13 protein-coding genes and 2 pseudogenes are annotated in these 14,977 nt (G+C 45.3%); 12 read left to right on the forward strand and 3 right to left on the reverse strand.

Annotation, left to right across the window (positions count from 1 at the left end; genetic code table 11):
- Positions 1-44 precede the first annotated feature (44 nt).
- Positions 45-2,093 (reverse strand): TonB-dependent copper receptor, encoded by a 2,049-nt coding sequence (locus tag BMX05_RS00890; protein WP_177166730.1) that lies wholly within the window; start codon positions 2,091-2,093, stop codon positions 45-47.
- 153 nt (positions 2,094-2,246) lie between these two features.
- A complete protein-coding gene (gene ppsR / locus BMX05_RS00895) occupies positions 2,247-3,074 on the reverse strand; it encodes a posphoenolpyruvate synthetase regulatory kinase/phosphorylase PpsR (RefSeq protein WP_093307962.1) in 828 nt (275 codons plus the stop codon).
- Between the two features lie 314 nt (positions 3,075-3,388).
- Here ppsR and ppsA point away from each other — a divergent pair, with 314 nt between their 5' ends.
- The gene (gene ppsA, locus BMX05_RS00900) at positions 3,389-5,758 is read left to right on the forward strand and encodes a phosphoenolpyruvate synthase (RefSeq protein ID WP_093307965.1); all 2,370 of its coding nucleotides are present in this window, start codon (positions 3,389-3,391) and stop codon (positions 5,756-5,758) included.
- A 204-nt stretch (positions 5,759-5,962) separates the two neighbouring features.
- Here the strand turns inward: ppsA and cadR are convergent, their stop codons facing one another.
- On the reverse strand, positions 5,963-6,370 hold the full coding sequence (cadR, locus tag BMX05_RS00905) for a Cd(II)/Pb(II)-responsive transcriptional regulator (protein ID WP_093307968.1): 408 nt from the start codon (positions 6,368-6,370) through the stop codon (positions 5,963-5,965).
- Between the two features lie 95 nt (positions 6,371-6,465).
- Between cadR and BMX05_RS00910 the strand changes: the two genes are divergently transcribed.
- The 11 genes and pseudogenes from BMX05_RS00910 to BMX05_RS12835 all read left to right on the forward strand — a co-directional run bounded on the left by BMX05_RS00910 (position 6,466) and on the right by BMX05_RS12835 (position 14,976).
- Positions 6,466-7,362, forward strand: coding sequence for a cation efflux transmembrane domain-containing protein (locus BMX05_RS00910; RefSeq protein ID WP_004574643.1), 897 nt, complete (start codon positions 6,466-6,468; stop codon positions 7,360-7,362).
- A gap of 87 nt (positions 7,363-7,449) precedes the next feature.
- Positions 7,450-7,647 (forward strand): annotated as a pseudogene (locus BMX05_RS00915) (ISL3 family transposase); the annotation flags it as partial.
- Between the two features lie 162 nt (positions 7,648-7,809).
- Positions 7,810-8,286 carry a c-type cytochrome gene (locus BMX05_RS00925; RefSeq protein ID WP_093307974.1) on the forward strand — a complete coding sequence of 159 codons (477 nt, stop codon included), beginning with the start codon at positions 7,810-7,812 and terminating at the stop codon, positions 8,284-8,286.
- A gap of 149 nt (positions 8,287-8,435) precedes the next feature.
- Positions 8,436-8,630 carry a DUF4236 domain-containing protein gene (locus tag BMX05_RS12950; protein WP_093307977.1) on the forward strand — a complete coding sequence of 65 codons (195 nt, stop codon included), beginning with the start codon at positions 8,436-8,438 and terminating at the stop codon, positions 8,628-8,630.
- Positions 8,581-9,235 (forward strand): annotated as a pseudogene (locus tag BMX05_RS00935) (ISL3-like element ISPpu12 family transposase); the annotation flags it as partial. The gene BMX05_RS12950 and the pseudogene BMX05_RS00935, both read left to right, overlap by 50 nt.
- A 185-nt stretch (positions 9,236-9,420) precedes the next feature.
- Positions 9,421-10,791: a methyl-accepting chemotaxis protein gene (locus BMX05_RS00945; protein ID WP_093307980.1), complete on the forward strand. Its 1,371-nt coding sequence runs from the start codon at positions 9,421-9,423 to the stop codon at positions 10,789-10,791.
- The gene (locus BMX05_RS12435) at positions 10,772-11,395 is read left to right on the forward strand and encodes a methyl-accepting chemotaxis protein (RefSeq protein ID WP_093307983.1); all 624 of its coding nucleotides are present in this window, start codon (positions 10,772-10,774) and stop codon (positions 11,393-11,395) included. Before BMX05_RS00945 ends, BMX05_RS12435 begins: the two co-directional genes overlap by 20 nt.
- Before the next feature lie 233 nt (positions 11,396-11,628).
- Positions 11,629-12,264, forward strand: a complete 636-nt coding sequence (locus BMX05_RS00955) for a cache domain-containing protein (protein WP_093307985.1) — start codon at positions 11,629-11,631, stop codon at positions 12,262-12,264.
- Between the two features lie 27 nt (positions 12,265-12,291).
- Positions 12,292-13,737 carry a methyl-accepting chemotaxis protein gene (locus BMX05_RS00960; protein ID WP_177166731.1) on the forward strand — a complete coding sequence of 482 codons (1,446 nt, stop codon included), beginning with the start codon at positions 12,292-12,294 and terminating at the stop codon, positions 13,735-13,737.
- Positions 13,738-13,798: 61 nt separating this feature from the next.
- On the forward strand, positions 13,799-14,515 hold the full coding sequence (locus tag BMX05_RS12830) for an EAL domain-containing protein (RefSeq protein WP_093307991.1): 717 nt from the start codon (positions 13,799-13,801) through the stop codon (positions 14,513-14,515).
- Positions 14,516-14,523: 8 nt separating this feature from the next.
- Positions 14,524-14,976, forward strand: coding sequence for an EAL domain-containing protein (locus tag BMX05_RS12835; RefSeq protein WP_281246211.1), 453 nt, complete (start codon positions 14,524-14,526; stop codon positions 14,974-14,976).
- Position 14,977: the final 1 nt, after the last annotated feature.

Below are 14,977 nucleotides of genomic sequence, written 5' to 3' on the forward strand. Positions count from 1 at the left end.
AAAAACAGCCGCAACTAAGGCGGCTGTTTAACGTTTAGGTCAGGCTAGAATTGATAGTCCATACCAACCCAGAAGCTGCGTCCTGCCTCATGGATGGGCTGGCCATTGAGCTGCATTGCAAAAGGATCTGTACTATAGCGGTTGATATGATGCGCGTAAGTACGATCAAATACATTGTCTACTCCAGCGCGCCAACGTACCCCACCCGCTTGATAATGGCCGAGTAAGTTCAAAATACCATAGCCGGAACTTGTATAGGTTTCTCCGCCGACTTGGCTCAGTTTGTCTTGACCTGCCGCAAAGACAACCTCGGTTAAAGCACTCCATTTTGGACTCTCATACCCCAAACGGAAACGGCCTTCTAATGGTGGAATCTGCGGCAAATTATCATTTAAATCATCCAGTTTTGCCCGTGTCCAAGCAAAGCCCAAACTCGCCACTCGGTAGCCATGACGTGCAAACACATCAAACTCAGCACCATACAAATGGGCATCTTGATTCATATAACGCGCCACTGGGGTACTTTTATTGAGCAAGATATAATCTTGAACCCAATTGCTATACAAACTTGCGTTATATCCCCACATGCCTTGATCGTTTTGAATACCTACCTCAAGTTGGTGGTGTTTCTCTGGGGCAATTTCAGGGTTACCGACCCAATTCGTACGCGCAAAATAGCGCTCTGTGGCATCGGCATGACGCACACTACGACTCAAACTTGTATATACTAGGGCATTGGCATTCAGCAGATATTCTAAACGCGCAAATCCGCCCCAATCTGTATCCGTATACTCATCATCGACCTGAATACCATAGGTATTTTGATACACTTGCGCCGCGGATAAAGTGCCTCCATTTGGCACAGCATGTAAACGGTCTGCCTCAGCTTGGTGATAATCCACACGTAAACCAGTTTTTACCGCCAGCACCTCATTCAATGGATGCATTAACTCGGCAAAAACCCCTAAGGTGTTTAAAGTCACCTCAGGCCACATATAGAATTTTTCGCTTTGTGGATCACCGGCCATGCTCGCCATGCCACCATAAGCTGTCGCCTGACGCTGATTTTGTTGCCAATTTGTGCCTATGGTGAGCTTGGATGCCTCCCATAGGTAATCCATACTTATTTTAGCTGTATAGGTATCGGATTCGGTTGGTGTGCGCATTTTCATTGCGCCTGGCATCACAGGACGTAATGAGTAGTTATCCATCAGGTGATCGACCTGACTGGCATGTAACTCAGCAGCAACTTGACTCCAGCCTTGCTGTGCCAGTTGACGCGCAAATTTCAGGCTGACTTTATCATGATCACTGTAAGGCGAATCCATACCGGAACCGGCGTAAAGCGCATCCCGTAAACGGCCAACCTCATATCCCAATTCCAGCCAAGTTGCCTCATCTGGGGTAAAACCTAACGCAACGCCTGCATTGCGTGAGGTATAAGCCGCGCGTATATCTTGACCATCACCATCTTGGTAATCATCGGCAGTTTTATATTCCCCAAATAAACGAATATAACCACTTTGATTACCAGCTAAAACTTGGGCACCCATTTCATAAGCATTTGCATTACTACTATGGCCTAAATTGAGCTGGCCTTGCACTTGGCTAGTTTCTACTTGCGAAAAATCAGGGCGTTGACGTTCAATTAATAAGGTCGCACCACCACCACCTGCCCCATGTTGGACGCTGGATGCGCCACGAATTAAGGTCACAGCATCATAAGTGGTTGTTGGTGCGTATACTGTTGGTGGGTCCATGCGATTAGGGCAACCGCCATGCACATAAGCACCATCCACAAGCACATTTAAGCGAGTCTGACTTTGGCCACGCACCACCAAATCCAGACCATGTCCGCCCATACGCACACTAGAGACCCCTGTGACTTTGCGTAAACTTTCTGCCAAATCTGCACTCGGTGCTTGGGTTTGTTGCAGATCAACACGGCTTTGCTGGGGCTGCTCTGGGATTGCGGAAGCTTGCACTTGAATCCGTGCCGGCGTCTCTGCGGCAACACTTGTGAGGCTTGTCAGTCCAAGGCACACCCCTAATGCTAGGGGGTGCAAGGCCAAGAGGCGCTGCTTATTATGCATAGAAAGACCTTTCCAATAAGTTTTTATCCAACCAAAAAATAACCCTAGGCTTATCCGTGATAAGCCCAGAGTCGAGTATCCCGATGGATCAACAGAGGGTCCGAGCATAAGCAAAAACGCATACTTTAGGAATGCGGCTGATTGTCGCAGTCCTTATTTAGGAGAGAATCTGCGCTCAATGCCACATTCCGCCAAAATACGTGTTGATATTTCTTCAATCGAATAGTGCGTCGAATCGACAAAAGAAATCGCATGGCGTCGATAAAGTTCTTCTACTTCATGGACTTCACGTTCACATTGTGTCAAAGAACTATAACGTGTTCCTGGGCGTCTTTCGTGGCGAATCGCCGCTAAACGCTGCGGATCTATGGTTAAGCCAAATAATTTATGCTTATAAGGTTTGAGGGCTTTGGGCAAATTAAAATCAAACATGTCTTCTTCCGTAAAAGGATAATTTGCCGCCCGAATGCCAAATTGTAGTGCCATATATAAACAGGTAGGCGTTTTTCCACAACGAGATACGCCAACTAAAATGACATCTGCTTTATCGTATTGATGGGTTCGTGCGCCATCATCATTATCTAAAGCAAAATGCACTGAATCAATTCGCGATTTATAGCTGGCATCTTTAGGAATTGCATGGGTACGCCCGACGGTATACGAGGACTGGCTCGATAATTCCTGCTCTAAAGGAGATAAAAAAGTGGAAAATACATCAATTTTAAATGCCTCACTCGAATGTAAGACATCACGAATTTTTTGATCGACGACAGTATCAATAATTAAAGGCCGTGAACCATCACGCTGAGCCGTCTCATTAATCACTAATAACAGCGCTTGTGCTTTTTGCACCGTATCAATATAAGGTTTAGTGACAAACTCAAATTGAATCCGCTCAAACTGTGCTAATAAACTTTTACCCAGAGCTTCTGCAGTAATGCCTGTTCCATCAGAAATAAAAAAAGCCGTACGTTTGTTCATCAAAATATTTTCCTATATCAACAAGGGCTGATTTTGCTACACAAGCCAGAATGCTTATGCCGCCAGTGTATCTTAACAAAAGCACTTGTTTGCCTGCATACAAGAAGCCGCACCTCCTACAAATTTCGTGCTAATATAGGCGCACCCTGGTGCCCACGCCTGCTTGTTAGCCTGTGTCATCTGATATAAGCATTGTACGATATAACGAAAACTCAGGCTCAAGTAGGTGCGCGGCCTTACTTGGCAAGATGATAGGATTTGCACTTTTGCATTCTTTAATATGCACGACCCATACAGGTTAGGGGAGATTGATTTTGGATAAGTATATTCTCTGGTTCGATCAACTAGGCATGCAAGATGTTGAGCGCGTTGGAGGTAAAAACGCCTCTCTCGGTGAAATGATCAGCAATCTAGCCTCCGCTGGCGTGAAAGTCCCTCAGGGTTTTGCAACCACGGCGCAAGCCTATCGTGAGTTTTTACAGCATGAAGCCTTAAGTGAACGCATCAATCATGAACTCGCTCAGTTGAATGTGGATGATGTTGTCGCTCTGGCAAAAACAGGGGAAAAAATCCGCCGCTGGATTATCGAAACCCCTTTCCCACCTGCATTTGAGGCCGCACTAGCCAAAGCCTATCAAGCCCTTGCACAAGACCAGAGTGATTTTAAAGTGGCCGTGCGTTCCTCTGCCACTGCAGAAGATCTACCGGATGCTTCTTTTGCCGGTCAACAGGAAACTTTCCTTAATATTCAAGGATTTGAGCAAGTAAAAACTGCAGTTCATGAAGTTTTTGCTTCGCTTTTTAATGATCGCGCGATTTCTTACCGCGTGCATCATGGCTTTGATCATGCACTTGTTGCACTCTCAGCAGGTGTGCAACGCATGGTACGCTCTGAAACTGGTGCCGCCGGTGTTATGTTTACCCTAGATACAGAATCTGGTTTCCGTGATGCTGTGTTTATTACGTCCGCTTATGGCTTAGGGGAAACCGTTGTCCAAGGCGCAGTGAATCCGGACGAGTTTTATGTGCATAAAGCAACCTTAGCAGCCCATCGACCTGCGATTTTACGCCGTAATCTTGGTAGCAAGCTCATTAAAATGATCTATACCCAAGATCCATCCGCAGGGCGTTCTGTACAAACGGTTGAGGTCGATGCACAAGATAGACAACGCTTTTCAATTAATGATGAAGAAGTGATGGCCTTAGCACGCCAAGCACTGATTATTGAAAAACACTATGATCGCCCCATGGATATTGAATGGGCAAAAGATGGCGACGATGGCCAGCTTTATATAGTGCAAGCACGACCTGAGACCGTAAAAAGTCGCAGTGAAGGCAATCAAATGGAACGCTTTTTATTGAAGGAACAAGGCCAACTCTTATGCCAAGGGCGCTCGATTGGTCAAAGAATCGGTAGCGGTCCAGTCAAAGTAGTCGCGGGCCCTGAGCATATGGACAAGGTGCAAGCCGGTGATGTGCTCGTTACTGATATGACAGATCCAGATTGGGAACCTATCATGAAGCGGGCTTCTGCGATTGTGACCAATCGTGGTGGACGTACCTGTCATGCTGCAATTATTGCGCGTGAGCTAGGCATTCCAGCTGTGGTTGGTTGTGGTGATGCCACAGATGTATTGCAAGATGGTCAAGAAGTGACCGTCTCTTGCGCTGAAGGGGATACAGGGCATATTTATGCAGGCTTGCTCAATTATGAGCTGCAAACCAATAGTGTGGATGCCATGCCCAAGTTACCCTTTAAAATTATGATGAATGTGGGTAACCCAGATCGCGCCTTCAGTTTTGCCAGCTTACCCAATGAAGGGGTCGGGTTAGCTCGCTTAGAATTTATCATTAATCGCATGATAGGCGTGCATCCTAAAGCTTTATTAGATTTTGATAACATTCCGCGTGATATTCAAAAAAGCATCGAAAACCGTTGCGCTGGTTATGCATCCCCCATTGATTTTTATGTCGAAAAACTCGTGGAAGGCATTGCAAGCTTAGCGGCTGCTTTTTGGCCACAACGTGTGATTGTGCGCCTTTCTGACTTTAAATCGAACGAATACGAAAATCTGATTGGTGGCAAACTTTACGAGCCTGGCGAAGAAAACCCCATGCTAGGTTTCCGTGGTGCTTCACGTTATATTAGCGAATCTTTCCGTGACTGCTTTGAACTTGAATGCCGTGCGTTGAAAAAGGTCCGTGATGTGATGGGGCTGACCAACGTGGAAATCATGGTGCCTTTCGTAAGAACGCTAGGCGAGGCTAAAGGCGTTATTGACTTGCTGGCGGCCAATGGCTTAGAACGTGGTCAAAATGATTTAAAAGTTATTATGATGTGCGAACTCCCTGCCAATGCTTTGCTTGCACAAGAGTTCTTAGAATACTTTGATGGTTTCTCGATTGGCTCTAATGATTTAACCCAGTTAACGCTAGGTTTGGATCGAGATTCTGGCATTGTGGCGCATTTATTTGATGAGCGGAATCCTGCCGTTAAGCGTTTATTATCTATGGCAATTCAAGCTTGTAAAGATGCCAATAAATATGTCGGTATTTGTGGGCAAGGACCTTCAGATCATCCAGATCTTGCCAAATGGTTAATGGATCAAGGCATTGATTCTGTCTCCCTAAATCCAGATGCGGTTTTAGATACTTGGTTTATGTTAGCCAGTCAATCCGAATAAACTGGTTTTTTATACCAATGAGCCTCAAGCCTTGCTTGGGGCTTTTTTTATGATTAATTTTCTAGCCGTTTTATGTATTTAATCTTTGCCTATCATCAAGATTAAGATAAGTTTATTGGGTAAGCGGATTAAATGGTTGATCTTACCTTTGCATGAGAGTGAGACAGACCGGCATCTCATCGGATTATCTGGTTGATGCTTCACCTACTGCTGGTGCATGTTTCCTTCGCTAATTCCAGCAAGAACCCCACACGCCTCAACTTCCCGGTCATCGTTGCAACTCGCTCTCAGTGAAACGAGTTGTTTCTCAAGCGCTTGCAGAGCGGTTATCTGCGACCGCACATGAGAGATGTGATCATCGAGCAAGGCGTTGACGGCGGTACAAGGCTGATGAGGGTCGTCCTGATAGCTCTGTAGTTCGTGAATCTCAGCCAGTGACAGGCCCAGGATTCTGCAGCGACGGATGAAGGCCAGCCTCTCACCATGCTTCTCGGTATAGACACGGTAACCGTTGTCCTGCCGATCAGGCGGCGGCAACAAGCCCTGCTGTTCATAGAAGCGGATCGTCTGTGTTTCGACCCCTAACAACTGCGCCAACTGACCAATGCGCATCAGCCTCCTCCCCAACGGATTCTTTACTCTATTGACCTTATAGTAGCTTTATAGTTTTAAATGGTACCACAACATTGTTCAAGTGGAGTCGTATCATGAGCAAATCCTGTGGTGGCGCCTGTGGCGGTGATGCAACGTCCGCAGCGGATACCGATATACAGGCCTCCTCCGAGGCGCCAGGGAGATGGGTCAGTGTTTATGCCGTGCCGAAGATGGACTGTCCATCAGAAGAACGAATGATTCGCCTAGCCCTGAACGGCTTTGAGGAGATTCGGGCGCTGTCCTTCGACTTGTCGAACCGCCGGCTGAAGGTCGTGCATGACGGCGAGGTCGAGCCCGTCACCTCGAAACTGAAGACCTTGGGGCTAGGCGCCTCGCTTCAGGAAACCGTCGCTGCAAATCCGGAGACCATCAAGGCCGCCGAGTTTTCGGCAGCTTCTGCTAAGCAAGAATCCGGGACCCTGCGCTGGTTGCTCGGCATCAATGCACTTCTGTTCGTGGTGGAAATGACTGCCGGTCTGATCGCCCAGTCCACCGGCCTGATTGGAGAATCCCTGGACAATTTTGCCGATGCGGCGGTGTACGGGCTTGCCCTTTATGCGGTTGGACATAGCGTGAAAATGCAGGTACGTGCCGCGCATCTTGCTGGTGTACTGCAACTGATCTTGGCTGTGGGCGTGCTCGTAGAGGTGGTGAGACGCTTTGTATTCGGTAGTGAGCCTGAATCGCTGGTGATGATGGCTATCGCATTCGTCGCATTGATTGCCAATACCAGTTGTCTGCTGCTCATATCCAAACATCGGGAAGGCGGGGCGCACATGAAGGCAAGCTGGATATTCTCGGCCAACGACGTGGTGATCAACCTGGGGGTCATCACCGCCGGCGCCCTGGTCGCGTGGACCGGTTCCAATTATCCGGATCTGATTATCGGCACCATCGCGGGGGGCATTGTACTTAACGGTGCCAGACGCATTTTGGCGTTGAAGGGTTAAATAATGCTCATTATTGGCAAAAAGCTCTCGCCATATGCCCTATTGTCCATATCGGGCCTGCTGGCAGCGTCTGATCAGGCTGTAAAGTGGCTGGCCAAGGACAAGAACCGTGAAGGGCGCGGTTACTCCTTCGAGGTGATGCGGGCACGAATGCTCTACACCACGAAGCACAAGAAGAAGGCACCGACTGAGAAGGTCTCTCCTTTCTACAAGAAAACCATCGGTTACGGACTGCCGGACTTCGCAGAGGAACTCAACTACGGAGTCGAACTATCAACCATCTGAGGGTGGTATCAGATTGATGGGGTGAAGGTGCCCCATCAACCATTAAATCCGTATACCCTAAATAACAATGACTTTGGCCGTATGAAAGTAGCTCTTGGCAGCAGAAAATCAAGCATGCACAAGAAAAAACAATGTTAGGTTCCCAGAAATTTGGAGGTGCGTATGAAAAAGAGTCTTTTTGGTTTGCTAGTATTAACATCCCTCCTGTTATCCATATATGGATATGGACAAATGAGAATGATGGATGAAAAAGGCATGATGAAAGGAGACATGATGAATATGTCAATGACTAGGCATCACTTCGTCATGCGAAATGGTATTGATAAGAAATACGTCAATAAAGCAAATCCTCTGAGCAGTACATCCAATAACATTACTGATGGGAGATTGCTATATGAACAAAACTGTGCGAGCTGTCATGGAACATCAGGGCAAGGTGATGGTGATGCTGGCAAAAATTTGAATCCTCGACCAGCTAACATAGCAATGTTCAGTAAAATGCCTATGGCAACCGATGGTTATCTCTTTTGGACAATTGCTGAGGGTGGAACTCCATTACAGACGGCAATGCCACCATTTAAAAGTATCCTTAAAGAAGACGATATTTGGAAAATAATTATCTATCTTCGTCAGCTATGAGCAACCTAATCGGGTAGCCGGGGGTGCCTAGCCCCCAGCCCCCACAACACCCTGCATGCGGCTCCGCACAGGGCGTTCCACTCAGTAGTGGAGCTTGGTCCATCCATCGCGCAGTAACGGTAATTTCAACTCCAAGGAGGGAAGCACTCATGGCTTTTCGTTTTCGTAACACCATCCGCATTGCCCCCGGCATCCGCCTGAACCTGGGCAAAACTGACATCAGCCTGTCTGCAGGGGTGAGGGGTGCAACGGTCACTGCTGGCAAACGTGGGGTGCATGGTAATGTTGGCCTGCCGGGCACCGGTCAAGGCTGTGCTGCCCCAGGCCCGTATCGTGGTCGATAAGTTCCATGTGGTGCGCATGGCCAACGATGCCCTAGAGAGTGCGCAAGGGCTCCAGAAAGGAGCTGAAACCGTCCCAGAGCCGGACTCTCAAGGGAGACCGGAAAATCCTGCTGAAACGCGCTCACGAAGTCTCAGACCGGGAGCGCCTCATCATGGAGACCTGGACAGGCGCGTTCCCGCAACTGCTGGCCGCCTACGAGCACAAGGAGCGCTTCTACGGCATCTGGGACGCCACCACACGGCTCCAGGCAGAAGCCGCCCTGGACGAGTGGATAGCCACCATCCCGAAGGGCCAAAAGGAAGTCTGGAGCGATCTGGTCAGGGCAGTGGGAAACTGGCGCGAAGAGACCATGACCTACTTCGAGACGGACATGCCCGTCACCAACGCTTACACGGAGTCCATCAACCGACTGGCCAAGGACAAGAACCGTGAAGGGCGCGGTTACTCCTTCGAGGTGATGCGGGCACGAATGCTCTACACCACGAAGCACAAGAAGAAGGCACCGACTGCGAAGGTCTCTCCTTTCTACAAGAAAACCATCGGTTACGGACTGCCGGACTTCGCAGAGGAACTCAACTACGGAGTCGATCTATCAAGCATCTGAGGGTGGTATCAGATTGATGGGGTGAAGGTGCCCCATCAACCATTAAATCCGTATACCCAGTTTATTTCACTAATACCTATACATTTTATTTTTTCTTCAAAATAGTACTTTTGGGTGATCCTTTTGCTAGGCAACTTGGCTAAAGTAGCGTCTTTTACTGACAAGCTTAGTCTTTGGAGTCAAGTATGCGTTTTCGCTCTCTTTCCAGCCGCATTAGCTTTTATCTCACTTTACTGATTAGTTTGACCTTGCTGATCAGTTTTTTAAGCATACGTTTTATTTCTCACCAGACTCAAGCCAAGGTTACAGAGCAAGTATCCCAAATGAAGCGCCAAGACACCTTACGTCACTTACAAGCAAGTGCACAAAGTCTTGCTCATGCGATCAAGGGAGAATTGGAAATTCCCTTACAAAGCATGCGTACTTTGGCGCAAATGTTTGCTGCTAGTTTAGATGTTGAAAACCAACAAAATCCTGTATTTGATCGCCTGATTATTCCTAAAGTACAAATCGCCATATTAAAACAATATCCAGAATGGGAATTTGTTTATTCACAGTGGAAACCAGAAGGTGCTGTCGGCCAGGATCACGCATGGCGTGGTTTAGTAAATCATACAGAAAGTGGCCGTTTTTTACCGGTTGCTGAACGCCATCAAGGTACTTATCGTTCACGTGCCACTTATAATTTCACTGATGATGCTAAATATTATCAGTGCTCTGTTACCACAGGGAAAGACTGTGTCACTGACCCTTTACAATATAAGATCCGTGGTCAAATGGCTTTAATGACGGAAGTCACCACCCCCATTATTAGTCAGCAAGGGATTGCTGGGATGGTCGGCGCAAGTATCCCAACACAATTTATTCAAGAGAAGGCCCAAGCTTTTAATCAGAAATTTTTCCAAGGTCAAGCTTATGTCAGTATTCTTAGCCAAAATAAACATTTAGTTGCTAGTACTTTATTTCCACAAGCCCTAGGTGCAGTGTTAGAAGAAGCCAAAGTCTCCAATGATTATGTACAAAAACTAGCTATTTTTTATCAACAAGCACAGAAATCTCAGCAAGCTGCCTATCTTTATCAAGACCAAGAATTAATTAGCGTCCTCGTACCCTTATATTTAGGTAATATGAGTACGCCTTGGTATATTGTCACTAGTTTACCCTTAGAAATTGCCTTTGCTGAAGCACAAAACTTAGAGCAAACCCTCGTTGATTTTGCACAAAGTTTAGATATTAAAATGTTTTTTATAGGGGTTTTTTGTTTAGCTATAAGCTTAGTTATAAGCTTTATCCTAGTACCTGCAAGTACACGCCCGTTAAAATCCTTAGTCACATCTTTAGATTGTCTAGCTCAAGGTCAAGGGGATTTAACTCAACGCTTACCCGTGAATTCACAGGATGAAGTAGGCCAAGTCACCCAAAGTTTAAATCAATTTTTAGCTAGTTTACACACTTTAGTTAAAACAAGTGTACTTCAAGGACAAGCTTTAATTCAAGCCACTCAAGAAGCGCAAGATTTACTCACAAAAAACCACCATGCCTTACTTAGTCAATAATCAAAATGCTTTAGATCAAAGCGCCGCAGCAGTAGAGCAAATGGCCACTAGTGCAAGTCAAGTAGCAGAAAATGCTAGTCTCTCGTTAACGGCGATTAAAGAAACCTCGCAACGTATCAACCAAGGTTATCAACTAACATGCCAACATCGTCATAATGCAGCTAGTGCAGGTCAACATATGCTGGCTTCTTATGAAAAGATACAGGATTTACAAGCTGCTAATACCAAAATTTCCGATATTTTAGCCAGCATCAATGCGATTGCAGATCAAACGAGCTTATTAGCATTAAATGCCGCGATTGAATCCGCAAGAGCGGGTGAAGCTGGGCGTGGTTTTGCTGTCGTAGCCGATGAGGTACGTAAGCTAGCCGCTGATTCTGACCATAGTGCCAAAGAAATTACTCAGTTAGCTGAAGATACCTATCAGCAATCCAGTGCGGGCGTGACTGAAGTGGAAGCAGTGACCCAAGGGATTAGCCAATTACTCACTGGGATAACCCAAACTCACCACGTAGTTGCCCAAGCACAACAGGCCTTGCAGCAACAGACTCAATCAATTCATCAACTTGCTAGTATGTTACATCGCGTAACTAGGCTATCATAAGATAATAGCAGACCAATTTTTTCCTATATTTGGCCCACCTTTGTGGGTCTTTTTTTTGATAAACATCAATTTTACTTACAGTATTTACACAGAAAGCCCTTTTGGTACTTTCGGGTGATCTATTTTTTTGTTGGATCTATTAGAGTAGGCCCCGCTTTCGGTCCACATATATATGCAATTGCACACTCGGCAATTAAAAGTATATGTAACCTACATAAATAAAGGGGCTTCCCATGCGTGCTAATAGTTTGGATGTCAAATTCAGTCTCGGCCTTGCAGCTATTCTTGCCTGTATTCTTGCGGGGGTCTTGCTCGGAGTACGTCAAGACATCGAAAAAACAAAAGATTCTATTTATACGCATGTCTCACAAATGACCCGTGAAGACCTCAAAAAAATCCTTGTTGCCAATGCCATTCAAATTGGTTCTAGCATTAAAGCCGAACTAGAAGTTGCTTTAGATACAGTACGCACACTGAGTTATTTATTTGGTGCCAGTGTGGAAGTCTCTGAATATCGTGATCCTGTATTTAATCGTACCGTGATTCCTAAAACCCAAATTGAGATTTTAAAAAAGTTTCCTCACTGGACCTATGTCTATTCTCAATGGGCACCAGATGCAGCCATTGGTTGGGATGCCAATTGGCGTGGCCTTAGTAACCATGATGCACAAGGTCGTTTTTTGCCTGTGGCAGAAAGAACCGCTAATGGCTATCAATCACGTACAGATCATTTAGCAACGCTGGAATCCCCTTGGTATACCTGCCCAGTAACCACAGGTAAGGATTGCCTCACAGATCCTTTACGTTATGAGGTGGCTGGTAAAAAACAATTAATGACAAAAATCACCTCGCCTATTTATGCTAAATAAAAAGTCATCGGTATGGTCGGCGCAAGTGTGGCAACAGATTTTATTCAAGGATTAGTCCAAAAACTCAACCAGAACACTTTTAATAATCAAGCCGTCATTAGTGTGATTAGCCAACACCAACATTTAGTTGCCAGCACTTTATATCAAGAATATTTGGGTGAGAATTTAACTTCTGCCAATATACCTGCAAAATATGCACAGGATTTAATCCAAGTTCATCAATTAGGCGTTCAACAGCAAGCACCCACGCCTTCTAATGACAAAACATATTTTGAATTGGTGACCCCAATTCAATTTGGTAATATGCAGGAGGCTTGGTATGTCGTTGTACAACTCGATAAAACCATCGCTTTTTCCAAAGTGAATGCTTTAGAAGCCATGCTCAATCAAAAAACACAAGATTTAAATACGAATGTCTTGTTGAGCGGCTTCATCGGTTTATTGATAGCGAGCATCCTGATTGTTATTTTAGTACGTTATTTAACACGGCCTTTACATAGTATGGTACATGCTTTACGCGATTTAGCTCAAGGGGATGGCGATTTAACCCAACGTTTGCCGATTCAAAGCCAAGATGAAATTGGTCATGCTATTCGCTGGTTAAATACTTTTATTGCAGGGCTACAAGAAAGCACTCAGCATACTATCGATACTTGTGATCAAGTGGATGACAAAATACAAACAACCCACAGCCATATCCAAGAAAGCCACCGTGCTTTAGAAGAAAACCAAATGACACTCAACCAAAGTGTTGCTGCGGTTGAGGAATTAGCCGCAAGCGCGAACCAAGTGGCGCAGAATGCCCAAGATTCTATGCGAAGTGCGCAAGAAGTTGCCACCTTGGTCAGTAAAAGTGCTGCTGTGATTCACGCTAATGTCGAAGGTGCAGTACAAGCCAGTCAACTCATGCAAAAGGCCAGCGCACGCATTCAAGGGTTAAGTCAGGCGAATCAACGTGTTGGCGATATTTTAGCGGATATTAATGCAATTGCAGATCAAACCAATTTACTGACCTTAAATGCTGCCATTGAATCTGCACGCGCAGGTGAAGCCGGCCGAGGCTTTGCCGTCGTAGCGGATGAAGTACGCACACTGGCTCAAAGATCACAAAGTTCAGTGGAAGATATTGCCAATACCTTGAACGAGTTTCGCGATATTGTCGAAGATGTTTTGGGCATGATGGAAACGACGCTAGCGGGTGCACAACAAGGTAAAGAGGCGAGCGAAGATGCCTACCAAACAATGCGAGAGACGCAAAAACGTATGGAATCCATTGTTGAATATAACACGCAAACAGCCAGCGCGGCGGAACAACAAAGCGCAGTCACACAAGAAGTGAGTCAGCATATTGCCCAAGTACACACTCACCTAGAATATACGCACCATTTAAGTGCGCAAGCCCAAGCCAGCAACCAGTCTCTTATTCACTTAAATCAGCAATTACAAAATATTGTGGCACGCTTCAAGGTGTAATTTTGTATCTTGGCGCCTAAATTTGCCAAAAATATAATCAACTGATTTTTAAGGAATAAAAATGAATGTTCCGCTAGAAGCGCATTGCTTAATTAATGAATTCAGCCGAGAGTACTGCTTTTGTGTGGTCCTTGATCATCAAGTTGTGCAATTAAGCCAAGCCATGATTAACGCACTTGGCCCAGAATATGCTAACTTACAAACCTGTTCAGGGCTGCAAAATATTGTGCAAGTGACTCGGCCGCTTCTTCAGCAAGCAAGACTTCAAGATGAGCTGATTCCTTTTCAACATACTTTTTTTGTTAACAGCCTTGCTTTCGCCAGCACAGGGATCCAGCGCTTACCAACAAGCGTGTGTATTTATTTTGTCTACTTTGTGCCTGTGCTCAATTCTATGCCATTACCACAAAAACACTTAAACAGCCAAGATCGTCATATTTTACAAAAGCGCTTATACGAGATTTCTATCTTACAAGCCTTAGATGAACTGCAAGCTGCACAATTTCAAGGCTTGGAACTCCATTTCCAACCACGTCTTGATTCAGTAACGCATGAATTTCACAGTCTTGAGTTATTAATTCGCTGGAAAAATAAGGAATTTGGTTTTATTCCTCCGATGGATTTTATTCCTATTGCGGAACGCTCAGGACATATCCATCTTCTTGGACGCTGGATTTTAGACCAAGTGATTAATCTACAGACCAGTCTAGTTCAGCAAGGTTTTTTATTCGTACTTCTTTTAATATTTCAGCTCTGCAACTTAATCAAGCTTTTGTAGATGAGATCATTGACAAGGTGAAAGCTTCTAGCTTAGAACCTTTTTTATTTGAAGTCGAACTAACAGAAACTGCCCTTTTAGAAGATCAAAAAACCAGCCGCCAATTAATTTATACCTTGCGGCGTGCTGGTCTTAAAGTCGCGCTTGATGACTTTGGTACTGGCTACTCTTCCATTCTTTATTTAACTAAAATTAAATTTGATTATGTCAAACTAGACCGTTCTTTGCTTTTAATGGTGGATCAAGAGTCTAGTAAATTCTCTATGCTCAAAGCGATTGTGAATATGATACGCGCTGTGAACGATAAAATTGTTGTCGAAGGTATTGAAAACTTAGATCATCATCATATTGCTAAATTCTTAGAAGCCGATGAATTGCAAGGATATTATTATGCAAAACCACAACCTCTAGAAAATTTAGTAAAATTTATTAATTGTCAAAAAGTCTTACTTTTTAACTAGT

Source organism: Allopseudospirillum japonicum (assembly GCF_900108915.1).
Classification (GTDB): domain Bacteria; phylum Pseudomonadota; class Gammaproteobacteria; order Pseudomonadales; family Halomonadaceae; genus Pseudospirillum; species Pseudospirillum japonicum.